This window comes from Streptomyces sp. NBC_01142, assembly GCF_026341125.1.
Lineage (GTDB): Bacteria > Actinomycetota > Actinomycetes > Streptomycetales > Streptomycetaceae > Streptomyces.
In genome coordinates, this window is the sequence record NZ_JAPEOR010000002.1 from 402946 (window position 1) to 429443 (window position 26498).

General features: G+C 69.0%; 30 protein-coding genes and 2 pseudogenes. 18 read left to right on the top strand and 14 right to left on the bottom strand.

Annotated features, from left to right (window positions below; translation table 11 throughout):
• Positions 1–56 precede the first annotated feature (56 nt).
• The gene (locus OG883_RS19225; protein WP_266542538.1) at positions 57–1517 is read right to left on the bottom strand and encodes an amino acid permease; all 1461 of its coding nucleotides are present in this window, start codon (positions 1515–1517) and stop codon (positions 57–59) included.
• A gap of 418 nt (positions 1518–1935) precedes the next feature.
• Here OG883_RS19225 and OG883_RS19230 point away from each other — a divergent pair, with 418 nt between their 5' ends.
• Complete coding sequence (locus OG883_RS19230; protein WP_266537907.1) at positions 1936–2790, top strand: IS5 family transposase; 855 nt, start codon at positions 1936–1938, stop codon at positions 2788–2790.
• 108 nt (positions 2791–2898) lie between these two features.
• Here OG883_RS19230 and OG883_RS19235 read toward each other — a convergent pair whose 3' ends face one another.
• Positions 2899–3600 carry a FadR/GntR family transcriptional regulator gene (locus OG883_RS19235; RefSeq protein WP_266542541.1) on the bottom strand — a complete coding sequence of 234 codons (702 nt, stop codon included), beginning with the start codon at positions 3598–3600 and terminating at the stop codon, positions 2899–2901.
• A 140-nt stretch (positions 3601–3740) separates the two neighbouring features.
• Here OG883_RS19235 and OG883_RS19240 point away from each other — a divergent pair, with 140 nt between their 5' ends.
• Positions 3741–4250: a gluconokinase gene (locus tag OG883_RS19240; RefSeq protein ID WP_266542543.1), complete on the top strand. Its 510-nt coding sequence runs from the start codon at positions 3741–3743 to the stop codon at positions 4248–4250.
• 12 nt (positions 4251–4262) lie between these two features.
• The gene (locus OG883_RS19245) at positions 4263–5660 is read left to right on the top strand and encodes a gluconate:H+ symporter (protein ID WP_266542545.1); all 1398 of its coding nucleotides are present in this window, start codon (positions 4263–4265) and stop codon (positions 5658–5660) included.
• On the opposite strand, the gene OG883_RS19250 is transcribed toward OG883_RS19245, so the two are convergent.
• Both OG883_RS19250 and OG883_RS19255 read right to left on the bottom strand, forming a co-directional pair.
• Positions 5646–6308, bottom strand: coding sequence for a cytochrome b/b6 domain-containing protein (locus OG883_RS19250; RefSeq protein ID WP_266542547.1), 663 nt, complete (start codon positions 6306–6308; stop codon positions 5646–5648). The two genes, OG883_RS19245 and OG883_RS19250, sit on opposite strands and share 15 nt — an antisense overlap.
• Positions 6250–6915: a molybdopterin-dependent oxidoreductase gene (locus tag OG883_RS19255; protein WP_266549202.1), complete on the bottom strand. Its 666-nt coding sequence runs from the start codon at positions 6913–6915 to the stop codon at positions 6250–6252. The genes OG883_RS19250 and OG883_RS19255 overlap by 59 nt, the downstream gene beginning before the upstream one ends.
• Positions 6916–7051: 136 nt before the next feature.
• On the opposite strand from OG883_RS19255, the gene OG883_RS19260 reads away from it, so the two are divergent.
• Positions 7052–7483, top strand: a complete 432-nt coding sequence (locus OG883_RS19260; RefSeq protein WP_266542549.1) for an ASCH domain-containing protein — start codon at positions 7052–7054, stop codon at positions 7481–7483.
• A gap of 107 nt (positions 7484–7590) precedes the next feature.
• Here OG883_RS19260 and OG883_RS19265 read toward each other — a convergent pair whose 3' ends face one another.
• Both OG883_RS19265 and OG883_RS19270 read right to left on the bottom strand, forming a co-directional pair.
• On the bottom strand, positions 7591–8331 hold the full coding sequence (locus tag OG883_RS19265) for an SDR family NAD(P)-dependent oxidoreductase (protein ID WP_266542551.1): 741 nt from the start codon (positions 8329–8331) through the stop codon (positions 7591–7593).
• A gap of 173 nt (positions 8332–8504) precedes the next feature.
• On the bottom strand, positions 8505–8912 hold the full coding sequence (locus tag OG883_RS19270; RefSeq protein WP_266542553.1) for a RidA family protein: 408 nt from the start codon (positions 8910–8912) through the stop codon (positions 8505–8507).
• Positions 8913–9054: 142 nt separating this feature from the next.
• Between OG883_RS19270 and OG883_RS19275 the strand changes: the two genes are divergently transcribed.
• The 3 genes and pseudogenes from OG883_RS19275 to OG883_RS19285 all read left to right on the top strand — a co-directional run.
• Positions 9055–9435 (top strand): helix-turn-helix domain-containing protein, encoded by a 381-nt coding sequence (locus OG883_RS19275; RefSeq protein ID WP_266542555.1) that lies wholly within the window; start codon positions 9055–9057, stop codon positions 9433–9435.
• A gap of 174 nt (positions 9436–9609) precedes the next feature.
• Entirely contained in the window at positions 9610–9867 is a 258-nt protein-coding gene (locus OG883_RS19280) for a hypothetical protein (protein ID WP_266542557.1), read from the top strand.
• 473 nt (positions 9868–10340) lie between these two features.
• Positions 10341–10504, top strand: a pseudogene (locus tag OG883_RS19285) (IS110 family transposase); the annotation flags it as partial.
• A gap of 144 nt (positions 10505–10648) precedes the next feature.
• Here OG883_RS19285 and OG883_RS19290 read toward each other — a convergent pair.
• Positions 10649–10918: a barstar family protein gene (locus OG883_RS19290; RefSeq protein WP_266542559.1), complete on the bottom strand. Its 270-nt coding sequence runs from the start codon at positions 10916–10918 to the stop codon at positions 10649–10651.
• A gap of 367 nt (positions 10919–11285) precedes the next feature.
• On the opposite strand from OG883_RS19290, the gene OG883_RS19295 reads away from it, so the two are divergent.
• Positions 11286–11819, top strand: coding sequence for an NUDIX hydrolase (locus tag OG883_RS19295; protein WP_266542561.1), 534 nt, complete (start codon positions 11286–11288; stop codon positions 11817–11819).
• Here the strand turns inward: OG883_RS19295 and OG883_RS19300 are convergent.
• Positions 11809–13140, bottom strand: a complete 1332-nt coding sequence (locus OG883_RS19300) for a helix-turn-helix domain-containing protein (protein WP_266542563.1) — start codon at positions 13138–13140, stop codon at positions 11809–11811. The genes OG883_RS19295 and OG883_RS19300 overlap by 11 nt on opposite strands.
• A gap of 124 nt (positions 13141–13264) precedes the next feature.
• Here OG883_RS19300 and OG883_RS19305 point away from each other — a divergent pair, with 124 nt between their 5' ends.
• The 3 genes from OG883_RS19305 (at position 13265) to OG883_RS19315 (ending at position 15101) form a co-directional block, all read left to right on the top strand.
• On the top strand, positions 13265–13495 hold the full coding sequence (locus tag OG883_RS19305; RefSeq protein ID WP_266542565.1) for a hypothetical protein: 231 nt from the start codon (positions 13265–13267) through the stop codon (positions 13493–13495).
• A gap of 255 nt (positions 13496–13750) precedes the next feature.
• Positions 13751–14194, top strand: a complete 444-nt coding sequence (locus tag OG883_RS19310; protein WP_266542567.1) for a hypothetical protein — start codon at positions 13751–13753, stop codon at positions 14192–14194.
• Positions 14195–14264: 70 nt separating this feature from the next.
• Positions 14265–15101 (top strand): protein kinase, encoded by an 837-nt coding sequence (locus tag OG883_RS19315; protein ID WP_266542569.1) that lies wholly within the window; start codon positions 14265–14267, stop codon positions 15099–15101.
• 143 nt (positions 15102–15244) lie between these two features.
• Here OG883_RS19315 and OG883_RS19320 read toward each other — a convergent pair whose 3' ends face one another.
• Entirely contained in the window at positions 15245–16900 is a 1656-nt protein-coding gene (locus OG883_RS19320; protein WP_266542571.1) for an FAD-binding dehydrogenase, read from the bottom strand.
• A gap of 217 nt (positions 16901–17117) precedes the next feature.
• On the opposite strand from OG883_RS19320, the gene OG883_RS19325 reads away from it, so the two are divergent.
• A complete protein-coding gene (locus OG883_RS19325) occupies positions 17118–17630 on the top strand; it encodes an NUDIX hydrolase (protein WP_266542573.1) in 513 nt (170 codons plus the stop codon).
• Positions 17631–17645: 15 nt separating this feature from the next.
• Here OG883_RS19325 and OG883_RS19330 read toward each other — a convergent pair whose 3' ends face one another.
• Positions 17646–18377, bottom strand: a complete 732-nt coding sequence (locus OG883_RS19330) for a hypothetical protein (protein WP_266542574.1) — start codon at positions 18375–18377, stop codon at positions 17646–17648.
• A 51-nt stretch (positions 18378–18428) separates the two neighbouring features.
• Here OG883_RS19330 and OG883_RS19335 point away from each other — a divergent pair, with 51 nt between their 5' ends.
• Positions 18429–18824, top strand: a complete 396-nt coding sequence (locus OG883_RS19335; protein ID WP_266542576.1) for a YidH family protein — start codon at positions 18429–18431, stop codon at positions 18822–18824.
• A complete protein-coding gene (locus OG883_RS19340; protein ID WP_266542578.1) occupies positions 18821–19147 on the top strand; it encodes a DUF202 domain-containing protein in 327 nt (108 codons plus the stop codon). The genes OG883_RS19335 and OG883_RS19340 overlap by 4 nt, the downstream gene beginning before the upstream one ends.
• A 13-nt stretch (positions 19148–19160) precedes the next feature.
• Here OG883_RS19340 and OG883_RS19345 read toward each other — a convergent pair.
• A pseudogene (locus OG883_RS19345) lies at positions 19161–19271 on the bottom strand (zinc-binding dehydrogenase); the annotation flags it as partial.
• A gap of 254 nt (positions 19272–19525) precedes the next feature.
• On the opposite strand from OG883_RS19345, the gene OG883_RS19350 reads away from it, so the two are divergent.
• From OG883_RS19350 to OG883_RS19365, 4 genes are all read left to right on the top strand, one after another.
• Positions 19526–19822, top strand: coding sequence for a hypothetical protein (locus OG883_RS19350; RefSeq protein ID WP_266542581.1), 297 nt, complete (start codon positions 19526–19528; stop codon positions 19820–19822).
• Between the two features lie 81 nt (positions 19823–19903).
• Entirely contained in the window at positions 19904–20815 is a 912-nt protein-coding gene (locus OG883_RS19355; protein WP_266542583.1) for an MBL fold metallo-hydrolase, read from the top strand.
• Between the two features lie 189 nt (positions 20816–21004).
• On the top strand, positions 21005–22027 hold the full coding sequence (locus tag OG883_RS19360) for a phosphotransferase family protein (protein ID WP_266542585.1): 1023 nt from the start codon (positions 21005–21007) through the stop codon (positions 22025–22027).
• Positions 22028–22035: 8 nt separating this feature from the next.
• Entirely contained in the window at positions 22036–23250 is a 1215-nt protein-coding gene (locus OG883_RS19365; RefSeq protein ID WP_266542587.1) for an acyl-CoA dehydrogenase family protein, read from the top strand.
• A gap of 141 nt (positions 23251–23391) precedes the next feature.
• Here OG883_RS19365 and OG883_RS19370 read toward each other — a convergent pair whose 3' ends face one another.
• From OG883_RS19370 to OG883_RS19380, 3 genes are read right to left on the bottom strand one after another with little or no spacing between them, the layout of a single operon-like run.
• The gene (locus OG883_RS19370; protein ID WP_266542589.1) at positions 23392–23985 is read right to left on the bottom strand and encodes a TetR/AcrR family transcriptional regulator; all 594 of its coding nucleotides are present in this window, start codon (positions 23983–23985) and stop codon (positions 23392–23394) included.
• Between the two features lie 34 nt (positions 23986–24019).
• Positions 24020–25672: an AMP-binding protein gene (locus OG883_RS19375; protein ID WP_266542592.1), complete on the bottom strand. Its 1653-nt coding sequence runs from the start codon at positions 25670–25672 to the stop codon at positions 24020–24022.
• Entirely contained in the window at positions 25669–26433 is a 765-nt protein-coding gene (locus tag OG883_RS19380) for an SDR family oxidoreductase (protein ID WP_266542594.1), read from the bottom strand. The genes OG883_RS19375 and OG883_RS19380 overlap by 4 nt, the downstream gene beginning before the upstream one ends.
• Positions 26434–26498 lie beyond the last annotated feature (65 nt).

The following is a 26498-nucleotide window of genomic DNA, read 5'->3' on the forward strand; positions in this document are numbered from 1 at the left end:
CCGCTGTCGTCATCAGGATTCCGGCAAGGAATCAGGCAAGGAAACCCGGCAACGTATCAGGCGTCCTGGCGCTCCGCGGCGATCTCGCTCACCCGGCGGCGGACGGTGAACCAGCCGATGACCAGCGCCGCCGCGATCAGCGGCAGACACATCACGGTCGTACGGCCCACGCCGCCGCCCCACCACATCAGGACCACCACGCTGGCGAGGAAGACCAGCGTGACGATCTGGGTGTACGGCGCCCAGGGCAGCCGGTAGGAGGGGCGGGTGACCCGCCCGTCCTGCGAGCGGTGCCAGAACAGCAGCGAGCAGAGCATGATCATGCCCCAGGTGCCGAGGATGCCGATCGAGGCGAAGTTGAGGACGATCTCGAAGGCCTCGCCGGGCATCAGGAAGTTGAGCCCGACGCCGATCACACCGAAGCCGGCGGTCAGCAGGATGCCGCCGTAGGGCACCTGGCCCTTGTTCATCTTGCCGGTGAACTTGGGTGCGGAGCCCGAGAGCGCCATGGAGCGCAGGATGCGTCCGGTGGAGTACAGGCCGGAGTTGAGGCTGGAGAGCGCAGCGGTCAGCACCACGAGGTTCATCACGCCGGCCGTGCCCGGGATACCGAGCTTCTCCATCACGGTGACGAAGGGGCTCTGATCGCCGGAGTACGCCGTGTACGGAAGGATCAGCGCGAGCAGCACGACCGAGCCGACGTAGAACAGACCCACGCGCCACATGATCGAGTTGATCGCCTTGGGCATGATCTTCTCGGGGTTCTCGGTCTCACCGGCGGCGACGCCGCACAGCTCGACGGAGGCGTACGCGAAGACGACGCCCTGGATCACCAGCAGCATCGGCAGCATGCCCACCGGGAAGATGCCGCCGTTGTCGGTGATGGTGGAGAAGCCGGGGGTGTGACCGTCGACCGGGGTCTGCGTGACCACCAGGTAGATGCCGACCAGCATGAAGGCGACCAGCGCGGCGACCTTGACGATCGCGAACCAGAACTCCATCTCGCCGAAGTACTTCACCGAGATGAGGTTGGCGGTCAGGACGACCGCGAGGGCGATCAGCGCGAGGATCCACTGCGGGATGTCGCTGAACATGGCCCAGAAGTGGGCGTAGACGGCTGCCGCGGTGATGTCGGCGATCGCGGTGGTCGACCAGTTGAGGAAGTAGAGCCAGCCGGCCGCGAAGGCGCCCTTCTCGCCCATGAACTCACGGGCGTACGAGACGAAGGCACCGGAGGACGGGCGGTACAGGACCAGCTCGCCGAGCGCGCGGACGACGAAGAAGGCGAAGACACCGCAGACCGCGTAGGCGACGGCGAGGGAGGGGCCCGCGCCGGCCATCCGGCCGCCCGCGCCGAGGAACAGGCCGGTGCCTATCGCGCCGCCGATCGCGATCATGTTGATGTGGCGGGACTTGAGGTCCTTGCTGTAACCGGCGTCGCCGGCGTCCACGTGGGGGGAGCTCTTCGCCGGTGCCCCGGCGGCGAGCGTTTCGGCCGCAGTGGTGCGGTCACTCATGGAGGGGTTCGCCTTCGTGAGGGGAGGATGGGCGGTCCCGGCCTTAGCCGGTGAGGGGGTGGTCACCGTGGCATGGCCCGACGGCACATATTCAGGCAACCCTGGGATTTTGGCAGTGGCCCACGTCACGCAGCGATAGATCTGAGGTGTTTCAGAGGTTACGGTGCAGTAAAGCAAGGGTGCCGAGTCCTCAGGCGCCCGGGGGTACCGGAGGGGGACCGACCTGCCGGAGCGGACAGTTCGGGAGGTGTCGGATATCTCACCGCGAGGGGTGCCGGAGGTGCGGACGCCGGAGGGCTGAAGGCTCAGGGGACGCGGTGGGGGAGGCTCAGGGGCGCGCGAACGCCGGAGGGCCGGACACTCAGAGCGTGTCTGAGATCCGCCGTATCGGCTGTATGGGTGACTCGTTGAGTGGTGTGTGAGTGCTGCTGGGGATGGTTACCCGTCTGATCTGACGGATGAACAGTGGGCGTTGATTGAGCCGTTGCTGCCTGCTCCAAGGACGGGTCGCAAGGGCGGGCGGCGGGAGAAGCACCCGCGTCGGCGGATCGTGGACGCGATCTTGTACTTGGCGCGGACCGGGTGCCAGTGGCGGTATCTGCCCAAGGATTTCCCGCCCTTCCAGACGGTGTACTGGTACTTCACCTGGTGGCACGACGACGGCACCGTGGAGCGCGTCCACGACGCGCTGCGGGTCAAGGTCCGCGAGGCCGACGGCCGTTCCGCTGAGCCGTCCGCGGGCCTGGTCGACTCGCAGTCCGTGCGGGCGGCCGACACGGTGCCGAAGTCCACCAGCGGCTTCGACGCGGGCAAGAAGACCAAGGGCCGCAAACGGTTCATCGTCACCGACACCCTCGGCCTCCTCCTGGCCGTGCACGTGCTGGCCGCAAGCGTCCAGGACCGCGACGGAGCCAAGCGCTCCCTGCTGTGGACCCGCCTGGACCACCCAACCATCGAGAAGATCTGGGCCGACCAGGGCTTCGCCGGCCGACTCGTCGAGTGGTCCTCTGCCGTCTTGCACCGCACGCTGGAGATCGTCCGCAAGGACCCCGGACAGCGCGGCTTCAAGGTCCAGCCGAAGCGCTGGGCGGTGGAGCGCACGTTCGCCTGGATCACCACACGCCGCCGCCTGGCCTGCGACTACGAACGCAACCCGGCCCACTCCGAAACCATGATCCGCTGGGCCATGACCGACCTGATACTCCGCCGACTCACCCGAGGCCGACCCGCCACCCGCCAAGGACCCCGACCACTACGGAAAATCACCCCGTAACCCGATCTCAGACACGCTCTCAGGGGCGCGGCGCGGGAGGCTCAGCGGCGCGCGACGCCGGAGGGCCGGACACTCAGGGCGCGGCGCAGTGCCGTGCGGGCCCGACGCTCAGGGCGCCAGCACTTCCAGCTCCGCGAGGGCACCGACGGCGATCTGACGCGTGATCTCCTCGGCCCGGGCGGCATCGCCCCCGCGGACCGCCTCGGCCACCTGGACATGCAGGGTCACGGCCGCCGGATCGGGGTCGTCGAACATCACCTGGTGATGCGTACGGCCGGTGAGGACTTCGGCCACCACATCGCCGAGCCGGGCGAACATTTCGTTGCCTGAGGCGTTGAGCACGATCCGGTGGAAGGCGACGTCGTGCTCCAGATACTTCTCGAGCTGGTGCCCGCGGGAGGTGGCGACCATACCCAGGGCCTGCTCGGTGAGTGCGGCGCACTGCTCGGGGGTGGCGTTGCGGGCCGCCAGCCCGGCCGCGACCGGCTCGATCGCGGAGCGCAGCACGGTCAGTGAGCGCAGCTGGCGCGGGCGGTCGGAGCCGGCCAGGCGCCAGCGGATGACGCGCGGGTCGTAGACGTTCCACTCCTCGGTGGGACGTACGGTCACGCCGACCCGGCGCCGGGACTCCACCAGGTGCATCGATTCGAGGACCCGGACCACTTCGCGTACGACGGTGCGCGAGACGTCGAAGCGCTGTGCCACCTCATCGGTGCGCACCACACTGCCCGTTGGGTACTCGCCCGCGGTGATCGCGAGGCCGAGGGTGTCCAGCACATGGATATGGAGCCCCTGGCCCTCTGTGGTCATGGGGCAAGCGTACGGGGCGCCACTCGAGAACAAAAAGTATGACGTTTGAGTCTCGACGTCTTGTATACGTCGTACCTAATAGGTTTCAGTAGCGCGACGGACGGATGTCGACGAAGACAGCGAAGACAGCGAGGCACGTAATGAGCTCCCCCCACGTCGTCGTGGTGATGGGCGTGGCAGGCACCGGCAAGACCACGATCGGTCCCCTGCTCGCCGCCGCACTGGGCGTCCCGTACGCCGAGGGCGACGACTTCCACCCCCCGGCGAACATCGCCAAGATGTCGGCCGGCACCCCGCTGGACGACGCGGACCGCCGGCCGTGGCTCGATGCGATCGGGCTGTGGGCCCACGGCCGGGCGGGCCTCGGCGGGGTGGTCTCCAGCTCCGCGCTCAAGCGGAGCTATCGCGACCGGCTGCGGGCAGCCGCACCGGATGCCGTCTTCCTCCACCTCACCGGCGACCGCCCGCTCATCGAGCAGCGGATGTCGGAGCGCACCGGGCACTTCATGCCCACCGCGCTGCTGGACTCGCAGTTCGCGACGCTCCAGCCGCTGGGAGACGACGAGGCGGGCGTCGCCGTCGATGTGTCCGGCACCCCCGAAGAAATCACCGAACGAGCCGTCGCCGCGCTGCGCCGGCTCGAGAACTGAGGAATCGCCACCGTGACCAGTCTCAGCGTCGAGACGCTGGCAGCGGCCGCCACCGAAACGATCACTTCGGCCGGCAACGCGCAGTTGGGCATGGCCGTTCTCGCGGGCATAGCCGTCATCGTCCTGCTCATCACCAAGTTCAAGGTCCACGCGTTTCTGGCACTGACCATCGGCTCCCTGGCGCTCGGCGCGTTCGCGGGCGCACCGCTGGACAAGACCATCACCAGCTTCACCACCGGTCTCGGCGTGACGGTCGCGGGGGTGGGCGTACTGATCGCGCTGGGCGCGATCCTCGGCAAGCTGCTCGCCGACTCCGGCGGTGCGGACCAGATCGTCGACACCATCCTCGCCAGGGCGAGCGGCCGCGCGATGCCGTGGGCGATGGTCCTGATCGCCTCGGTGATCGGACTGCCCCTCTTCTTCGAGGTCGGCATCGTGCTGCTGATCCCGGTGGTGCTGCTCGTCGCCAAGCGCGGCAACTACTCCCTGATGCGGATCGGTATCCCGGCCCTGGCCGGTCTCTCCGTGATGCACGGTCTGATTCCGCCGCACCCCGGCCCGCTGGTGGCGATCGACGCCATCGGCGCGGACCTCGGTGTCACGCTGGCGCTGGGTGTCGTCGTCGCCATTCCGACCGTGATCATCGCGGGGCCGGTCTTCTCCCGTTACGCCGCGCGCTGGGTGGACATCCCCGCCCCCGAGCGGATGATCCCCACGCGTCCGTCGGAGGACCTCGAGCGGCGCCCCGGCTTCGGCGCCACCGTGGCCACCGTGCTGCTGCCCGTCGTACTGATGCTGGTGAAGGCACTCGTCGACGTCGTCGTGGACAACCCCGAGCACGGCCTCCAGCGCGTTACGGACGTCATCGGCTCACCGCTCATCGCGCTGCTCGCCGCCGTGATCGTCGGTATGTTCACGCTGGGCCGCGCGGCCGGGTTCACCAAGGAGCGGCTCTCCACCACCGTCGAGAAGTCCCTCGTCCCGATCGCGGGCATTCTGCTGATCGTCGGCGCGGGCGGCGGCTTCAAGCAGACGCTGATCGATGTCGGCGTGGGCCAGATGATCCTGGACTTCTCCAAGGACTGGTCGATCCCGGCACTGCTGCTGGCCTGGCTGATCGCCGTCGCCATCCGCCTCGCAACCGGATCGGCGACCGTGGCCACCATCTCGGCGGCCGGTCTGGTGGCCCCGCTGGCGGCCGGCATGTCGACCTCGGAGTCGGCACTGCTGGTGCTGGCGATCGGCGCGGGCTCCCTCTTCTTCAGCCATGTCAACGACGCCGGATTCTGGCTGGTGAAGGAGTACTTCGGGATGACCGTCGGCCAGACGATCAAGACCTGGTCGGTGATGGAGACCATCATCTCCGTCGTCGGACTCGGCTTCGTCCTGCTGCTGTCACTCGTCCTCTAGCCACAGCGGGTGCTCCCGCTTCGCCCACGGGCGCTCGACCGACCCGGTACGCATACCCCTGCGTGACTCCGGGTCGGCGAGCGCCATTCCGATGTGTCCGAAGAGCACAATGCCGACGGCCAGCGACAGCCAGTCGTGGACGAAGGTGGCGCTGGTGCGCCACACCAGCGGAGTGAGCGAGGTGAACCACATCAGCAGCCCGGTCGCGAGCATCACCAGCACCGCGCCCGCGATCCAGGCCGAGTAGACCTTCTGCCCGGCGTTGAACTTGCCCGCCGGACGCGCCTTGGGCCGGTGGTCGCGCCGCCGGACCGCACGCAGCCACGTCCGGTCGTGCGGCCCGAAGCGGTTGAGCCTGCGCAGATCGGCGCGGAAGGCGCGCGAGGCGAGGCCGAGCAGGAAGGGCACGGGCAGCAACAGCCCCGACCACTGGTGGACAGTGACCACCAGATAGCGTCGGCCGACGAGTTCGGCGATCTGCGGTACGTACAGAGCGGCGGCGGTCACCACGCACAGCAGCATCAGCGCGGCGGTGGTGCGGTGCACCCAGCGCTCGGCGCGGCTGAACCGGCGTACCCGCACGGGCCGTTCAGACGGTGGGGGTGTCGCTGCGGCCGTTGGACCGGCCGACCCAGGCGTCGACGTCATATCCCCGCTCCTCCCAGTAGCCGGGCCGGACGTCGGAGGTGACGGTGATCCCGGAGAGCCATTTCGCCGACTTGTAGAAGTACATCGGCGCCACATACAGCCGGACCGGACCGCCGTGGGAGTGGCTGAGTGGTTTGTCCTGCATCTGCAGACAGACCAGCACATCGTCGCGGCGGGCCTGCGGGAGGGTGAGGCTCTCGCTGTAGGTGCCGTCGAAGCAGGTGAAGCGGATGGCCCTGCCTTGCGCGCGTACACCCGCGGCGTCCAGCAGCAGCGACAGCTTGACCCCCGCGAACGGCGTGTCGGGGACCCGCCAGCCGGTGACGCACTGGACGTCACGGACGACGCGGGTCTGCGGCAGCTTGCGCAGCGCGTCGAGGGTGTACGTCGTCGGCCGGTCGACCAGCCCGTCGACGGTCAGCCGGTAGTTCTGACCGCTCTTGCGGGGTACGGAGGAGGCCACCGAGTAGTAGCGGAAGCCGCCGCCGTTGGGGAGCAGGCCGGACAGACCGGTCGGGTCCTTGTCGGCGGCCGCGCCGAGGAAGGATTCGAGCCCGCGCTGCAGATAGGGCGCCGTGGCGACGCCGGCCGCGCCGAGCCCCAGCATGCCGAGTACCAGGCGCCGGCCGACGGGCGAGCCCTCGGCGTCGGGGTGGTGAGTGGTCACCCTTCGATTCGAACACTCGGGAGCCTCAGAAGCCAGGAAAACCGGCCGCACGTCAGACTTCCGTCACACTCGGCGCATGGACAAGCGTGAGAACCGTGAACCGCTCAAGCCGTATCTGCTCGCACTTCCCGGACCGCTTCGGGACCGGTTGGTGGCAGCCGTACTGTCCGGGCGGAAGGTCTCGACGACGGGGCTCCTCGCGGAGTACGAGGCAGAGAAGGAGGAACTGCCGCCGGTCGGCGAGCGATCGGCGCTGATCGACTCGGACGGGCACGAGGTGGCGGTGGTGGAGCTGACGGAGGTACGGGTGCTGCCGCTCGGGGAGGTCGATCTGCAGCATGCACTGGACGAGGGCGAGGGGCATGTGTCGGTCGCGGGGTGGCGCGCGGCGCACGAGAGGTTCTGGCACAGCGAGGAGATGCGCGAGGCGCTCGGCGACCCGGAGTTCGAGGTCGACGACGAGACGCTGGTCGTGGCGGAGCGCTTCCAGGTGGTGGAGCGGTTCTAGAGGGAGCGGTTCCAGATGGTGCGGTTCCAGGTGCCCAGGGGTTCTTTCCCCCACCCGCCTCAGGAACCTTGCTCGACCAGACAGGCTCGTTGTGAGCGGATGGCTTCTCAGGTCAGATTCAGCCCTCCGTCGAGCACGATGACCTCGCCGGTGAGATAGGTGCCGGCGATCAGCGCCGCCACCAGGTCGGCCACGTCGGCGGGCTGGGCCGGGCGGCGCATCGGCGCGCGGTCCCGCCACAGCTCGTGCGCCTGCGCCCAGTCCTTCGTCATCGGCGTGTCCACCAGCCCCGGCGCGACCGCGTTGACACGCACCTCGGGCCCGAGCGCAGCCGCGAGCAGCCGGGTCACGTGATTCAGCGCGGCCTTGCTCGCCGCGTACGGCACCGACGAGCCCTTGGGACGCACCCCGGCATGACTGGTGACGTTCACGATGCTGCCGCCCCCGGGGGATTGGCGCAGCGCCGGAAGTGCAGCCGTGCACAGCACCCATGGCGCGATCAGGTTGACCTCCAGCAGTTGCCGCCAGTCCGCCGGTGTCGCCGCGGCCAGGTCGTCATGCGGGATCGGCCGGCTGATGCCCGCGTTGTTCACCAGCACGTCCAGCCGCCCGTACCGGCCGAGCGCCGCCTCGACCAGCCCCCGGGCCTCCTCCTCCACCGCCAGATCCGCCCGCACGTACGCCCCGCCGAGCTCCGCCGCCAGCGCCTCCCCGGCCTCCGCACTGCGCCGCGAGTGCACGACGACCCGCATCCCGTCCGCCGCCAGCCTCCGCGCGACGGCCTCCCCGATCCCCGACGTGGACCCGCTGACCAGGGCGACGGGCCGATCCGCTTGTTCCATCCTCATGCCCGCGGATCCTGCCACGGCTTCAGCAGACCGAGCACCACCGAAGGCGCCGGCCACCTCCACCAGCGACGCGAGCGGATGAACCGCTCCATCTCTCCCGCCGCCGACCGGAGTTCGTACCCACCCATTCCGAGGCCCGAGGTCGAGAACAGCTCAGGACGAAGAAGACCTGCTCAGTCGATGACCGCGGTGGCTTCGATCTCCACCAGATGGTCGGGTACGTCCAGTGCCGCAACGCCCAGCAGCGTGGCCGGCGGGACCGGGGTCACGCCGAGCTTCGCGGTTGCCCGGGCGATCCCTTCCATGAGCCGGGGCATCTTGTCGGGGGTCCAGTCGACGACGTAGACGGTCAGTTTCGCCACGTCGTCGAAGGAACCACCGGCCTCGGCCAGGGCGATGCCGATGTTGAGATAGCACTGCTCGACCTGAGCGGCGAGGTCGCCTTCGCCGACCGTGACACCGTCGACGTCCCAGGCGACCTGCCCGGCGATGAAGACCAGCTTCGACCCGGTCGCGATCGACACCTGCCGGTAGGCGTCGATTTCCGGCAATCCGTTGGGGTTTACCAGAGTGATGGCCATGCTGCCTGCCTCCTTGTCATGAGAGCGCGTGGGCGCGCTTCCACCCAGCCACGACGCATTCGCTCTCTTGTGGTTACTCAGGAACCGTAGGAGAGTGGTCGCTGACATGGAAGAACGCACTTTTCAGTGACTGAGGAACCTTATGGTGACCAAGCAGTTCACGGGCTCACCCGACGAAGCGGACCTGAGGCGCGCGGACTCTCTCGCGCGGGAGATCTTCTCGGACGTCGCCAACAAGTGGGCACTCCTGATCATTGAGGCTCTGGGGGAGCGCACCCTGCGCTTCGGCGAACTGCGGAACGAGATCGAGGGCATCAGCCACAAGATGCTCACCCAGAACCTGCGCATGCTGGAGCGCAACGGCCTGGTCGAGCGGACGGTGCACCCCGTCGTACCGCCGCGGGTCGAGTACACCCTCACGGAGCCGGGCCAAGCCCTGCGGGTGACGATCGACGGACTGTGCGACTGGACCCACCAGTACCTCGGTCACATCGAGACCTCCCGCCACCGCTTCGACACCTGACAGGTTGAGCACTCGCCGGCCGCCCCGCGCGGGGCCGTTCCACCGGCTGCGGCACCGCCGCGTGGTCGACAGAAGCAACCCGTCCGGGTGTGCGGCGGTCTTACCGGGCGTCGTGCTCAGAGGATCAGCCTCTGTCGGCTCGTACTGGTATACCGACCGGAAAGGGCACACTCCATGGTGCTGGATCCCAACTTCTGCCTGGACGTTCCGGAGGGTTTCGACGACTCGGACGCTGAGACCGGGGTGCATCCCATTGCCAGGAAGCTGTTCCCCGCCACCACTGCCGCAGAAGCCTTCAGGAAAGCCCATGAGTGGGTGCGGGAACAAAGGGTCCGCCTCTCAGACGTGTCGTGGGATTTCTTCCACGACGAGGACGAGCCCTACGTACTGAGCATCTATTTCACGTTCGAGCTGGATCCCGAAGACGCCTGATCCACCTCACAGCCGACGGCCACTGCCGACCCCTGGCCTTCCACCTCGTGGCCGGTGCCGTGGTGATGCGCAAGGTGGGGAGGACCGGGGTGGCGTCGGGCAGTTCCAGAGCATTGGTCGCGGTACCGGCGCACGCGTCCGTGCCAGGGGTGTTGGGGCACACGCAGCGAGGAACTCCGCTCCTTGCACAGCCGTTCATCCGCCACCCACATAGCGTGCCGTCCGCCTTCGGCTTCCCGCATCGCAGCACACCGGAGGGCAAACAGCCGCGCCGCGTAGTCCCCTCCACCCTCTCCCGACGGATCGGGTCGGACAGGATCCTTCGCACCCGTCAGTCCTCATGGCTCACGATCGCGGGCCACACGGCCTCCGCAACAATCTCCCCGAGCAGCGGCCTGGTTCCCTCCCACGAATCACGGGGCGTGTGCTCGCGGCGGCCACTTATCCGGGCAGACACCAACAGGCGGCGCAATATGTCCGCGACGGCCAGCCTCAGAACATGTCCTGCCTCACGGGCCTCTACGAGCGCAAGCGCCGAGAAGGCAAGAACCACAAGCAAGCCGTGCTCTTCCTCGCCCGCCGACGAATCAACCCGCCCTGGGTCATGATCCGTAACGGAGCGTTCTACCCACCAGCACCCGCCATCATCGCGGCTTGGCAGCAGCCGATGCGGCTCCCCCGAAGCCTGCCGCCGGTCTCACGATCGCTCTGGTCGCGCTGGCTGTCCAGGTGCACGGGTGGAATTTGCGCGGCCTGCCGGCCGACGCCGTGCAGCTGGTGTTCAGCGATACTCAGCCACGAACTGTGCGCGGTACTGATGTTGGTAGCGGTCGAGCGAGGCCCGCAGAGCTTCGGCCTCACGCGGAAGGTGCTCAGCCAGACCGTCCCAGCCGAGGAAGCGGACGTGATCCGGCATCACGACCAAGCCGGTGATCGCATCCCAGAAGGCGTCCCAGTTCATCCCGTAGAAGGCGGGGAAGCCGAGAGCCTGGCTCAGAGCGGCATGGAGTTGTCGCCCATCGCGGGCGGCGCTGACGTCAATGATGACCACGTCGCATGATCTCAAGAACGGCCGGCCGCGAGCAGGGCGGGCGATCTCCTGTGGTGATCCAGTTTCACCGAGCCTCCTTCGCGAAGGCCGACGGCGAGACCTCCTCGGGTGAAGGCCCGGACCAGGGCCTATTCGTAGTGGGTGCAGCTGCCGTTGGCGTACTTTTGGCCCAGTTGTCGGCGGTCGCGAGATGGAGGCGCCGACCTGGGTTCCAGCTGACTTGCCAAGGGTTCTACGCACGCCGTTCGCCTGACACCATGGTTACCCCCCCTCCGCACATCTCGTCAGAGTGACGTGAATTACCGAACCTGCATCCGCCTACGGATCGGTCTGAGATCCTGAAGGCCGATCGAGAGGGGCCGCAGACATGCAGTGGAAGACCCACGGTGAGCGACAGATCTACACCAACCCTTGGGTGAATCTGTGTCTGGTCGACGTCCAGCAGCCGGACGGACGCAGGTGGGAGTATCACGTCGTTCGGCTCCGGCACCTGGCCGTGGCCGCCGTGGTCAATGACCGCCGTGAGGTCCTGATGATGTGGCGGCATCGCTTCATCACAGACACATGGGCCTGGGAACTGCCCATGGGGCTGGTCGAGGACGGCGAGTCACCGGAGCAGGCGGCGGCCCGCGAAGTCCTGGAAGAGACAGGTTGGCGACCTGGTCCCATCAAGCAACTGATCTATGCGGAGCCCGCCAACGGAATCACCGACTCGCAGCACCACGTCTTCCGCGTGGATGACGCAAGCTATGTTGGGCCGCCGACAGAGAAGAACGAGTCCGACCGCATCGAATGGATCCCCCTCGCCGACGTGCGCGGAATGATCGACCGTCGCGAGATCGTGAGCAGCGGTTCCCTCGTTGGCCTCCTGTACCTGCTCATGGATGAGGTCATCCGCTGACTCGCTTCGGCAGGACTTCCCGTAGGCGTGCCTCGAAGGCCAGGACAACGGGCTCCTGCCGGTGTGGGGCCAGCTGGTCGTAGAACTCCCTCAGATGACCGGTCACGCGCTCGGAGGCCACCGCCGACGCGGGCTCCAGAGCTTGCGTGGCTGTGTGGCACGCCTGGTCCAACTTGCCTTGGTCCAGCTGCGTCCGGGCGAGCCAGAACGCGTGGAACGCGCGACCGCGCTGGTTGATGTGGTTCTCCCTGCGCAAGGCATCCGCGATCAAGGGTTCAGCCGTCGCTGTCTCGCCCAGTCGGCCATGAGCAATGCCGGTATCCACGATGAGCTTCGGCTCGTCGAAATAGGACACCCATGAAGGTTCTGGGTCACCTGCTCGGATCTGCTCGAACTGGCGGTGGGCTTCGGTGATTGCCCCATGCGTGGCAGTCCGGTTGCCGAGGGTGGCATGGGCAAAGGCTTCGCGCATGGACAGCATCGACAGGACGCGCGGGGTGGCGCCGAGGGCGGAGCGGGCTTGGTCCTGGGCGGCGGTCACAAGTGCCAGGGAGTCCGCGGGCTTGTCCTGGTACGTCGCCTGCAAGCTCATACAGGCAAGAACATTGGCCATGAATTGGCGTTCGTCGATCACCTTGGCCAGTTGCAGCGCTTCGGTGAAGTATGCGCGGGCCTGGTTGTACTGGCGGGCGTCGAAGTAGGTCCAGCCTGTGAGGCGTGCCAGCTCGGCTGCGATTCCGTACAGGCCGTGCTGGATGAGCGTCGGCCTACTCTCCTTCAGGAGCCCGACGACGTAGCGGAGCTGGCCAACGACCGCCGGCCTCAGAGCCTCGCCGCCGTGCTGGTCGTCGCGTCGCCAGTAGTCCTCGATCGAAGACCGAAGCGCGTCAAGCGTGGCCGGACTCAGGCTGGTTCGCGAGGCCATCGCAAGGATGCTGTCCACATCTGGGCCTGGCAGAGCGGCGAGCGCCGACTGCTCCGGCTCAAGCACTTGAGGAGCCTCGCGCTCGTTGACAACGAAGGCTTGGGGCGTCTCCCACAAACGCCGGGCAAGCCCGAGCATGTGCCCTGGGATACGCAAGCCATCCGCAATGCGCTCGATGACATCCATGTGCAGCAACTGACGTCGGCCGGCGATTACTTCGCCGACGCGACTTGGTGTTAGCTCGCACCGTCTTGCGATCATCGACGGGTAAATGCCCGCTCTGGTCTTGACCAGCCGGAAGACCCTGGTGAAGTCCCGAACCCGACACGCGTTGAGCATCTCGGGGTCAGTGAGCAGCCTGGCAGGGAGTTCCTGCGGCCGGGACGCTTCGGGCATCGGCAAGCTCCCACAGACGAGGGCCACGCAACGTCGCTGATTCTCTACCTGTCGTGACCTTACCCAAGTTGGGTAATCAGCCGGGCCTTTTGGCGGCGCTTCACGGGTCGCGATCCTGCTGTGCATGGCGAGCAACCAGCAGACCAGACCGGGCATCGGTGAACTGGCCAAGGACACGGCCAGTGGACGCATTGGCGTCCTCATGGGCGAGACGGGTGGCCGTGTGCAGATGCGGCCGATACGCGGCGGCATTGAGTGGGACGCCATGCCCGACAAGGTCGCGGCACTCAGCGCGCGGGAAGAGCTGAGCGCCCGCCTGGCCGTGAAGAACAACAACAGCAGGGTCGGTCTGTGATGCGCGTCATCGGCCGGTGCGCCGGGGTCCTGTTCATCATCTGCATCAGCGGCTCGTGCGGCCTGGTGCTCGGAATGGCCCTCGGCACCAGCCAGTAGACCGGTCCGCCCTGGACGGGTGCCAACTACGGCTCCCCCGTCCCCGTTCAGGGCGGGCCATCCACGCCCGCTCCCGGTCGTCTACGAGCCGAGCTCGGCGACGACCGGGAGCTGGAGGTAACTGCCAAGCACCGCCTCACACCAAGGAGACGTACGCATGACGACAACGGCGAACGACCAGAAGACCGGCCGCGCGGTGGCCGGCGAGGAACTGTTCTATAGCCTCGCCCACTTCGTGGTTACCCACAACGGACAGCCGCCCGAGCGTGCCGAGCGGATCGCGGACCAGGCCATTGCCTTCCTGGTCACCGCGGCCACCGCCACCGTCCCGATGGTCCCGTCCGACGACGTCGACCTGGGCCTGCACGCGCTCATCCTGCACACCGAGGAGTACGCCGAGCTCTGCGAGACCCATGCGGGCCGCTTCCTGCACCACAACCCAAAGCCGGGTGGTGGCGGGCGCGATCCGGAAGTGCTCGCTGCCTCGGCGCACGCCATGAAGGCTGCCGGGTTCATGGTCTTCGATGACCTGTGGACTGTGGACGGCGAAAACCTCGCGCAGTGCGACTCGGACTGCGGCCGACCGTACGGTCAGGCGTAGTCCTCGGCAGCAGCGACGTGGCCGGCCTCTGCTCGGGGTCGGCCGCGCCCCATTGGAAGGAGAAGTGACCTTGTCCGGCCCAACCCCTGAACTGCCGTTCGTTTTGTTCGACGCGCTGGTGCCCACGGCTCAGCGCCTCGTACTCAACCGCCGGGGCTCCACGGTCTGGGACGTGGAGAGCCACCGCGGACGGTACGCCGTGAAGCTCGGCCATCCGATCGAAGCAACTCCCGAATGGCCTGCACAGCCCTGGACTGCCCTCGCACCCGCGCGCGAGGGTGTCGTTCTGCACCGCCTCGGCTCCGACGAGATCGCCTACGGCGAGTGGGAGCGCGGGACATGGAACATCCAGCCATGGCACGAGGGTCCCGACCTGTACCGGTTGTGGAAGCCATGCCGCGCGGAGGGCTCGTCGGTCCAACCGCACACCAGCGTGGCCCTGGGCTGCGTCGAGGCCCTGGCCGAACTCCACGCCCAAGGCTGGGCCCACGGGGACGTGCAACCGGCTCACTTCATCGTCTGCCACGAGCGGACGCACCTCATCGACCTCGCCCTGGCCCGTGGTGGGCACGTGCCTGAGAGGTACGACTTCCCGTTCCGCGGATGCCTCGTCCACTACGAGGCACCGGAGATCTCCCGCAGCGTGCTCTCCACTGGAGAGGCGGAGCCGACGCAGGCCGCTGACATCTACGCCCTCGGCGCGTCCCTGCTGATCTCCGCCACAGGGTGGCGGCCGGTCGAGTATCCGGACGACGCACCGCGCCCTGTGCAGCGACAGGCAGTCGCTGACGGTCAACGTCGGCCCGTCACCGTGCCCGGTGAGCTCGGAAAGCTGATCGAGGCGATGCTCAACCCTGCACCCGAGCAACGGCCAACCATCTACGAGGTGGGCAAAGCCCTGAGCTGAGCGCCACGACCCCCGGTTCATCCGGTGCCGCTCGTGGGCGGCTGAGTTCAACAACGAAAGACCGGAACACCCCCTGGCCCGGACAGCATCGGGGGTGGTCCGGTCGGGGCCCTGATCAGGACCCCGGTGCCGAGGTTTGCGGTCTACCCGACCGCCTTCGCCGCCGCCCGCCCCGCCGCCCGCCCCGAGAAGATGCACCCCCCGAGGAACGTCCCCTCCAGTGAGCGGTAGCCGTGCACCCCGCCGCCACCGAAGCCGGCCGCCTCCCCCGCCGCGTACAGACCGGCCAGCGGCTCGCCGTCATCGGTCAGCACGCGCGAGGAGAGGTCGGTCTCCAGTCCGCCGAGGGACTTGCGGGTGACGATGTTCAGCCGTACGGCGATGAGCGGGCCGGCCTTGGGGTCGAGGATGCGGTGTGGCGCGGCCGTACGGATCAGCTTGTCGCCCAGATACTTGCGGGCCCCGCGGATGGCGGTGACCTGGAGGTCCTTGGTGAAGGGGTTCGTGATCTCCCGGTCCCGCGCGGTGATCTCCCGCCGCAGTTCCACCTCGTCGATCAGCGGCTCCTTGGTGAGCGCGTTCATTCCGCGTACGAGGGCGGCGAGATCCTTCTCGACGACGAAGTCGGCGCCGTTGTCCATGAATGCCTTCACCGGGCCCGGCACATCGGCCCGGGCCCGCCCGATCACATCGCGGATCGACCTCCCCGTCAGGTCCGGGTTCTGCTCGGAGCCCGACAGTGCGAACTCCTTGCCGATGATCTTCCGGTCGAGCACGAACCACGTGTAGTCGTGACCGGACCTCATGATGTGCTCGAGCGTGCCGAGGGTGTCGAAGCCGGGGAAGAGCGGTACGGGCAGCCGCTTGCCGCGTGCGTCCAGCCAGAGCGAGGAAGGCCCCGGCAGGATGCGGATGCCGTGCCTGGCCCAGATCGGGTTCCAGTTCTCGATGCCCTCGGTGTAGTGCCACATCCGGTCGCGGTTGATGTGGCTGGCGCCCGCGCGCTCCGCGATGCCGAGCATCAGCCCGTCGACATGGGCGGGGACGCCGGAGAGCATCTTCTCGGGCGGGGCGCCGAGCCGCTCGGGCCACTGGGCACGTACGAGATCGTGGTTGGCGCCGATGCCGCCGGAAGTGACGATCACCGCCTGCGCCCGGAACTCGAAGGCCCCGGACACCTCACGGCTGCTCGCGGTGCCGCGCTCGGCCCCGGACGGCTGGAGAACCTCGCCGCTCACCGTGTCCAGCGATCCCGCGCTGCTGCTCAGCCCCGTGACCCGGTGCCGGAACCTCAGCTCGACGAGGCCACGTGCGACGCCTTCCCTGACCCGCCGTTCGAAGGGCTCGACGACGCCTGGTCCCGTCCCCCAGGTGATGTGGAAGCGCGGCACGGAGTTGCCGTGCCCGGTGGCGTCGTAGCCGCCGCGCTCCGCCCATCCGACGACCGGGAAGAACCGCATTCCCTGCGCATGCAGCCAGGCCCGCTTCTCACCGGAGGCGAAGTCGACGTACGCCTCGGCCCACTCGCGCGGCCACCGGTCCTCTTCGCGGTCGAATCCCGCCGTGCCGTACCAGTCCTGGAGCGCCAGCGCGCGGCTGTCCTTGATCCGCATCCGGCGCTGCTCGGGCGAGTCGACGAAGAACAGCCCGCCGAAGGACCAGTGCGCCTGCCCGCCGATCGACTGCTCCGGCTCCTGGTCGAGCAGGATGACCTTGCGGCCGGCGTCGACGAGCTCCGCGGTGGCCACGAGGCCCGCGAGCCCTGCCCCGATCACGATCACATCAGCGTCGTACGCCATGGGGTCCATCCTTGTCCGGGGAGGGCGGGGTGCGATGGCTCCGATCTTCTGTACGGGGCAGTAACTAGTCAACAGTTGCGCGGCATCCTCCGGCAGGCCGGAACCGAGCCGTTCACCGGCGGGGCCGGCCTGCCCGGCAGGACCGGCGTCCTCACGGGCGGCGCCCGATCCCCCACGTGACGGCCGGTGAGTCACGAGCCGGTGATTGGATGGCGCTATGAGTGCTGACGAAATCCTGGACGTCGTCGACGAGAACGACGAGGTGATCGGCCAGTCCCCGCGCGGTGAGGCCTACGCGCGGGGTCTGCGCCACCGCTGCGTGTTCGTGCTGGCCAGGGACGCGGAGGGCCGGATCTTCGTGCACCGCCGTACCCCGGCGAAGCTGGTCTTCCCGTCCCTGTACGACATGTTCGTGGGCGGCGTCGTCGGCATGGGCGAGAGCTACGACGGGGCGGCGCTGCGCGAGGCCGAGGAGGAGCTCGGGGTCCGCGGCCTCCCCCGGCCCGTGCCGCTGTTCAAGTTCCTGTACGACAACGGCAGTCAGACCTGGTGGTCGGCCGTGTACGAGGTGCGGTGCGAGCTGCCGGTGAAGCCTCAGGTGGAGGAGGTCGCCTGGCACGACTTCCTCCGCCCGGCAGAGCTGGAGCGGCGGCTCACGGAGTGGGAGTGGGTGCCGGACGGTCTGGCGGCGTGGCAGCGGCTGCGGGAGTCGGGGCTGCCGCTCTCCTGACAGGACGAGCGGGAGTCAGGCCTTGCGCTCTCCTGACAGGGCTTCGGCGAGATCCCGGGCCTGCCCGGCCGTGATGCCCTGGGCGAGAGGGATCGCCCGCGGACTGGCGGACGCGCCGCAGACCGGGACGGGACTGCCGTCCCGCACAACCCAACTCGGCAGCTCCCAGAAGGAGTTGTCGAGGATCTTCCCCGCGATGTGCGGTGCGTGCTCCGGCGGTATGCCGCACTGTGTCAGCGCCCGCGCGACGACCGCCGCGGCGTCGTGCGGCGTGTCGATGTCGCCGAGCATCGGCAGCAGCGTCAGAAAGCGCTCGGCAGGATCGGTCAGACCTTCCGCGCCGTCCGGTACGTCCGCCGCGATGGCGGTCAGCTCCTTCCAGGACAGCCCGGGCCCCGTGTCGTGACCGTCCATCTGTCCCAGGTGGCCGAGCCTGCCCCACTCGGGGTGGTGAACGAAGTAGTCGATGCCGCTGTCGTCCGGGAAGTTACGGAGTGCCACGACCGCGGTGTGCCCGCCCCCGAAGGGCACCCGGAAGACGGGCCAGGGTGCGTCGTCGTCGGTGAGCCGGTCGGACAGCGCGTCGACATCGGCGGGATCCGCGCCGAACCGCTCCACCAGCGCCCGCAGATCCTCCTGCCACCAGCACAGATGGAGGAACCAGAAGGCCGGTCCGCCCACCAGTTCCTCCCCCGCCATCAGCTCGGATTCCTGCTCGTACTCGGGAATGTGCACGCGCTTGCTCATGCCCGGACGGTAGACCGTGCCACTGACAACGCCGCAGGTAAGGTGCGTCGCGTGAGCGACTTCGTACAGAGCCTGCGGCTGTGGTTCGCGCCCCAGCGGATCCGGGAGGACGGCGAGACACCCGACTACCGCTTCTCGCTCGCCAACGAGCGGACGTTCCTCGCCTGGCTCCGTACGGCTCTCGCGCTCATCGGCGGTGGCTTCGCGGTCGATCAGTTCCTGCCGGACCTGGCCTGGGGAGTGCGCGCGGGGATGGCACTCGGGCTGCTCGCGGCGGGTGTGCTGTGCGCGCTGCGGGCGGTCAACCACTGGGTGCGCTGCGAGCGGGCGATGCGCCGCGGTGAGGATCTGCCGGTCTCCCGCTTTCCCGTCCTGCTGAGCCTGGTCATCGCCCTCGTCGCGGTCGCGATGGTGGTGGTCGTGCTGTTCGGCTGGGACGGCAGTTGACCGCGGCCGCCGGCGCCCGGGAGCGGGATCCGGGGCTTCAGCCCGAGCGGACCCGGCTGGCCTGGCGCCGGACCACGCTGTCGTTCACCGTGGTGGCCGTGCTGGCGGCACGTCAGGCGGCGGGCGGAGATCTGAGCGCGGCGGGATTCGTCGCGGTGGCCTGCAGCACGCTGGTCTGGCTGGGTTTTCTGCGCGCCGCCCACCGCCGCGTCCAGACGCTGGGCAGCGGCCCCACGCCGCAGGCGATGTCGGCGCGTGCCGCGCTGACCGCCGTGGCCTGCACGATCGCTCTGGCCGCATTCGCCGTCGCCGTGGTGGTCTGAGGCCGGGCGCCCGTCAGGTGCCCCCGTCCACGGTGGCGACGATCTTGCCGCGGGTGCGGCCCTGCGCGCTCAGTACATGTGCCTGAGCCGCCTGCTCCAGGAGGAAGGTCCGGTCCACCTGGACCGGGCCCGGCCGCCTGGGCCCGGCTCGGGGTCGGGACGCTCCCCGTGCTCCAGGACCCCCTCCGGTCTGCTCAGCACTCCAGACCTCCTCCGGTCTGCTCAGCGCTTGCGCAAGCCGGAGCCGCCTGCGCGGACCGGAGCGATCATCCGGCTTTCACTGGGAGCGGCACGGGGCCGGCACACCGGACGGACAGCTCCTCGACGGCTAGCCTGAATGGTGACAGAACGCCACGAAACGTACCAAAGGTGAGCCTCATGTCCGTTCTCCATCACGAGCACCCCACGCACGAGCACCGCCACGGCCCGGCCTGCGGCCACACCGGGATCCCGCACGGTGACCACATCGACTACGCGCACGACGGCCACGTCCACCGGGAGCACTCCGGCCACTGGGACGAGTGCGAGCCCGGCGAGCATGTCGCACACAGCGGGCACGCGCACGAGCACGGCAACGGCTGCGGACACCCCGCCATCGTGCACGGCGACCACGTCGACTACGCCCACGACGGACACCGGCACGCCGAGCACGACGGGCACTGGGACGACCACTGAGCAGCACCCCGCCTTCCCCCGCGCCCCGGCCGGCTGGCAGGCTCCTACCGACCTGTCCGGCCTTGACCCGGGGGAGCTCCGATGCCTGCCACAGATCCGTACACCGTCCAGATCGCGCCTCAGGTACATGCCTACGTCCAGCCGGACGGCGGCTGGTGCCTGAACAACGCAGGCTTCGTCAGCGACGGGGAATCGACCCTCCTCGTCGACACCACCGCCACCGAGCGGCGGGCGCGGGCACTGCGTGAGGCGGTCCTGGCGACCGGCGTCCCGCTCCCCCGCACCCTCGTCAATACGCACCACCACGGCGACCACACCTACGGCAATGGCGTCTTCGTTCCCGAAGCCGTGGTGATCGGGCACGACTCCTGTCGCAGCGAGGCGCTGTCGGCGGGCCATCAGCTCCATCTGCTGTGGCCGCGGACCGACTTCGGCGACATCAGGATCACCGCGCCGACGGTGACGTACAACGACCGTCTCACCGTGCATGTGGGAGAGATCGAGGTACGGCTCATCCACCCGGGCGTCGCGCACACCCCCGGCGACACGATCGTGCATCTGCCGGGACAGGGAGTGGTCTTCACCGGGGACCTGATCTTCCAGGGCGGCACGCCGTTCGTACCGATGGGCTCGCTGAGCGGGTCCCTGCGGGCGCTGGAGATGCTGCGCTCCCTCGATGCGACGACGGTGGTCCCCGGCCACGGCCCGCTCACCGACCCGTCGGCGTACGACGCGACCGAGCGCTATCTGCGGTACGTCGCCGAGCTGGCCCTGGATGGTCACGCCAAGGGGCGCACACCGCTGGAGACCGCGCGCGAGGCGGATCTGGGCGTCTTCGCCGAACTGCGGGAGAGCGAACGGATGGTGGCGAATCTGCACCGGGCGTACGCGGAGCTGAACGGGGAGCCGGACGGCTCGCCGCTCGACGCGGCCGCCCTGTTCGCCGACATGGCGGCGATGAACGGCGGTGTACCCGTGGCCTGCCACGCCTGAGGCGTTCGCGAACGCCCGCCTCCCGGTTCCGACCCGGCGCACCTCTGTTCGCGTATGTGAACAACGGGCATGGACATGTAGCTGGCGCATGTGATCTGCGCACGGGTTCCGCGGGCGCACTGGACTACATACCGACTGGTCGGTCATCATGAACGGGACCCGTTCTACCGCCCACCGGAGGAGCGAACAATGAGCTCAGTCCACCCCCCAGGCCTCGATCCCGAGCAGCTGCGCGGATATCTCGACCGCGAGCGGCCGGGCCTGGTGAGCGGACCGCTCAGTGCCCGGCTGATCCAAGGCGGCCGCTCCAACCTCACGTACTCCGTCACCGACGGCACCGACCGCTGGGTCGTCCGCCGGCCCCCGCTCGGCCATGTGCTGGCGACCGCGCACGACATGAAGCGCGAGCACCGGGTGATCAGCGCACTGCACCCGACCGCCGTGCCGGTCCCCCGGCCGGTGCTGCTGTGCGAGGACGAGTCGGTGATCGGCTCGCCGTTCTACGTCATGGAGTTCGTGGACGGCACTCCGTTCCGTACGGCCGAGGAACTCGCCCCGCTCGGCCCCGAGCGCACCCGGGACGCGGTGCTCGCCCTGGTCGACACTCTCGTCGAACTGCACGCCGTGGACCCCGAGTCGGTCGGCCTGGGCGACTTCGGCCGGCCCGAGGGCTTCCTCGACCGGCAGCTGCGGCGCTGGGGCAAGCAGCTGGACGCCTCCCGCAACCGCGAACTGGCCGGCATCGACGAGCTGCACGCCGCGCTCGGCCGCTCGCTCCCCGCCTCCCCCGCGCCGGCCGTCATCCACGGCGACTACCGGCTCGACAACGTCCTGATCGGCGAGGACGACCGGATCAAGGCGGTGCTGGACTGGGAGATGTCGACGCTGGGCGACCCGCTCACGGACCTCGGACTGCTGGTGATGTACAGCCAGAAGCTGGAGCTGCCCGGCTCCCCGATCAGTACGACGGCGGGCGCGGCGGGCCACCCGGACGCGGCCGAGCTGATCGAGCGGTACGCCGCCCGCTCCGGCCGCGACACCTCCGCCATTGCCTGGTACACGGCCTTCGCCTGGTTCAAGCTCGCCGTGATCCTCGAGGGCATCCACTACCGCTACACCCTCGGCCAGACCGTAGGCGCCGGCTTCGACCGGATCGGCGATCTCGTTCCCGTCTTCATCGAGCACGGTCTCACCACCCTCCAGGAAGGCTGAGTACACCCATGGACTTCGCATTCGACGCGCGTACCGAAGAGCTCCGGGGCAAGCTGCTTGCCTTCATGGACGAGTACGTCTACCCGGCCGAGGAGATCGCGCACGAGCAGCGACTGCAGCTGGCCTCGCCGTGGGACACCCCGGTGATCGTGGAGGAGCTCAAGGCCGAGGCGCGCAGGCAGGGCCTGTGGAACCTCTTCCTTCCCGACACCGAGCACGGCGCGGGGCTGACCAACCTCCAGTACGCCCCGCTCGCCGAAATCACCGGCCGGAGCCCTCACTTGGCCCCGACCGCGCTGAACTGCGCCGCGCCCGACACCGGAAACATGGAGGTGCTCGCGCAGTTCGCCACCGACCAGCAGAAGAAGCAGTGGCTGGAGCCGCTGCTCGCCGGCGAGATCCGCTCCGCCTTCGCCATGACCGAACCCGAGGTCGCCTCGTCCGACGCGACGAACATCCGGACGCGGATCGACCGCGACGGCGACGACTACGTCATCAACGGCCGCAAGTGGTACATCTCCGGGGCGATGAACCCCGACTGCAAGATCTTCATCGTGATGGGCAAGACGGATCCGGACGGCGCGGACACCCGCCGCCAGCAGTCGATGATTCTGGTGCCGCGCGACACCCCGGGACTCGAGGTCCGGCGCGCCATGCAGGTGTACGGCTACGAGGACCACTCCCACGGCGGCCATGCGGAGATCGTCTTCGACAATGCCCGCGTTCCCGCCTCCTGCCTGATCGGCGAGGAGGGCGGCGGCTTCGCCATCGCCCAGGCGCGCCTGGGCCCGGGCCGTATCCACCACTGCATGCGGCTGATCGGCATGGCCGAGCGGGCCATCGAGCTGATGTGCCGGCGGGCCGTGTCCCGTGAGGCCTTCGGCAAGGCGATCGCTCAGCAGGGTGTCGTACAGAACTGGATCGCGGACGCCCGCGTCACGGTCGAGCAGCTGCGGTTGCTGGTGCTCAAGACCGCCTGGCTGATGGACACGGTCGGCAACCGCGGCGCACACACCGAGATCCAGGCCATCAAGATCGCCACCCCGCGCGCGGTCGTGGACATCCTCGACAAGGCGGTCCAGGTACACGGCGCGGGCGGTGTCAGCCAGGACTTCCCGCTGGCCGAACTGTGGGCCGCGGCGCGGACGTTGAAGCTCGCGGACGGCCCGGACGAAGTGCACCAGCGCTCGCTCGCGCGGCGTGAGCTGAAGAAGTACCTCTAGCGGTCCGGGGGCTCGGGCCCCCGGGTCCTGGGACCTCAATCCCCCGACGGGCCGGATTTCGCGCCCGTAGGGGGGAATCCAGCCCCGCCGGAGATTGAGGCGCCCGGTCCGGGACAGCGCCCCGGCCCGGGCGGCCGGCCGCTACGGCCGCAGCGCGCGCAGCAGCAGGTCCGCGAGGTGGTCCGCGACCTGCTGCGGGGTGAGCGGGCCGTCCGGCCGGTACCAGGTCGACAGATGGTGGACGGACCCGAAGTGGTAGTCCACCACCAGGTCGGCGGGGGTGGCCGAGGAGAACACCCCGCTCTGCTGGCCCTCCTCGATCAGCGCCCTGAACCGCTCGTGGTAGCGGCGGCGCTCGGCCCGTACCTGCTTGTGCTTCTCCGGGCTCAGATGGTGCATGGACCGGAAGAAGATCGCCGCGTCGTCCAGGTTGTCGATCGTCGTCACGACCACATCGGCCGCGGCGCCCCGCAGCCGTACCTCCACCGCTTCGTCGGCCTGCGCGTAGGCGTCGAGGCGCTCCTGCTGGAGGCGCAGCACGCGCGCGTACACCTCCTGGAGCAGGTCCTCCTTGGAGCCGAAGTAGTGGTAGAGCGCCCCCTTGGTGACGCCCGCCGCCTCGACGATCTCCTGGACCGATGTGCGGTCGTAGCCGCGCTCGGCGAAGAGCCGGGTGGCGGCGGCCAGCAGCCTCTGGGGGACGGGGGTGCTGTCCCCGTCCGTCGTCCTGGCCATTGCCGACTCCTGCCTTTCGTTCAGTTCTCTGGTTCTACGCCGGGTAACGCAGTTCCCGCCTGAGGATCTTCCCACTTGTGGTCTTCGGCAGCTCGGGCAGGATCTCCACTTCCCGGGGGTATTTGTACGCGGCCAGCCGTTCCGCGCAGTATGCCGAGATTTCGGCGGGCTCCGCATCCACCCCCGGGCGGAGACTGACGTATGCCTTGACCGACTCACCCCGGTACGCGTCGGGTATGCCGATGACGGCCGCCTCGCGCACCGCCGGGTGGGTGTACAGGACGTCCTCGACCTCGCGCGGCCAGACCTTGAAGCCGGAGGCGTTGATCATGTCCTTCTTGCGGTCGACGACATAGAGCCAGCCGTCCGCGTCCATGAAGCCGATGTCGCCGGTGCGCAGCTCGCCGTCCGGGAACGCCTCCGCGCTGGCCTCGGGCAGCCGCCAGTAGCCGGGCACGACCTGGGGGCCGCGGACCGCGATCTCGCCCTGCTCGCCGAAGGGCACGTCCTCACCCTTGTCGTCGACGATCCGCACGACCGTGTCCGGTCCCGGAAGACCGACGGAGAGGGTGCCGGAGGCCGGGTCGACGGGGGCCTCCGCCTCCGGCGGTACGGAGGCGCAGGGGGCAGTGCACTCGGTGAGGCCGTAGCCGTTGCGGATGTACGGGCCGAAACCCGCGCGGAACTTCTCGACCAGCGCGGGCGGCACCGGCGCACCGCCCGAAGAGATCACCCGGAAGGAGTCGAAGTGGTCGCGGGTTGCGGCGGGGTGCGCGGCCAGTGCCATGAAGGCGGTGGAGGGGCCGACGGTGAACGCGGGCCGGTGCTCGGCGAAGGCGTCGAGGACGACACCCGCCTCGAAGCGGTAGGCCAGCGCGAGCGTGCCGGCGTTGGCGATGCAGGCGGCGAGCTCGCAGACCATGCCGGTGATGTGGAAGAGGGGCGCGAGCGCGAAGTAGCAGGCACCCTCCTCGACGGGGTGGCCGGTGCGCTGGCGCTCGGCGTTGTAGGTGATCCCGCCGTGGAGGTTCAGCGCGCCCTTGGGGGTGCCGCTGGTGCCGGAGGTGTAGCTGATCAGCGCCACATCGGCGGCGGTGAGACCGCGTTCGGCGGGGCCGGGAAGCCCGCGGCGGGCAACGGTCACCAGGTCCTCGGCGTCGTGCGGCTGCGGCAGCCGCTCGAAGCCCAGGACGCGGGCGTCACTGCGCGTCTGGAAGTCGAGTTCGCAGGCGGTGAGGGCGATACGAACGGGTGAGGCGGCGGCGACCTCCCGCAGATACGACTCCCAGGCGCGGTCGGAACAGATCAGCGCGCCGGCGTCGGCGTCACTCAGTACGTGTGCGACCTCGGCCGACTTGTACATCGGGTTGAGCGGGACGACGGTGGCGCCCGCCTTCCAGGCGCCGAGCAGCGCGAGGACGAAGTGCGGGGTGTTCTGGAGCATGATCGCGACCCGGTCGCCGCGTTCGATGCCGCGCGCGGCGAGGTGGCCCGCGACGGAGTCGGAGAGCTCATCGGTCTCGCGGTAGGTCAGCCGTCCGTCGAAGTAGGCGAGGGCGGTGTGCTCGGGGGCGCGGTCGACGGCGGCCCGGAAGGAGTGCACGACGGTCGGCGGCGGGGAGACGGCGGCGCGCTGGGCGTCGGTGAGCCGGCCGAGCCAGGGCTTGGCGGCGTAGATCGAGGTCACCGGCCCACCCCCTCCCACCTCTGCTGGATGTGGTTCATGCCGGCCAGCCAGCGTTCCGGGGTGGCGGCGCGCGCCTGGTAGTACCCGGCGACCTCCGGGTGCGGCAGGATCAGGAAGCGGTCGGTCTCGATCCCCTCGAACAGCGCGTCGGCGACGTCCTCGGGCTCGATGGCGGTCGGGGCGAGGACGAGTTCGCCCGCCGATCCGGCGGCCGTGAGCATGTCCGTACGCACACCCTGGGGGCAGATGGCGTGGACCTTGAGGCCGCGGTGACGGTAGGTGAGCGAGAGCCATTCGGCGAAGGCGTACGCACCGTGCTTGGACGTGCTGTACGGGGCTGCGCCCACCATGGTGAGCAGTCCCGCGGCGGAGACGGTGGAGACGAAGCGGCCGCTGCCGCGCTCCAGCCAGTCGGGCAGCAGGGTGCGGGCCGCGCGGACGTGCGCCATGACATTGACGTCCCAGGCGGCGGCCCAGACCTCCTCGTCGGCGAAGGCGTCTCCGGGCGAGGCGAGGCCGGCGTTGGCGCAGTAGACATCGACGGTGCCGTCGAGTGCGTCGCGGGCAGCGTCCACGATCTCGGAGGCGTCACCGGGGACCGCGGTCGCGCCGATCTCGTCGGCCACCGCCTTGGTCCTGACGGGGTCGATGTCGTTGACCACGACGCGGGCACCCTCCGCCGCGAACCTGCGGGCAAGTGCGGCACCGATGCCGCCGCCCGCGCCCGTCACCACAACTCCAGCGCCCTGCACCGTACTCATCAAGTTCCGCCTCTCCGTGTGCCGGCATCCCGTCCGTGTGCCGGCATCCCGAGCAGACTAACCAG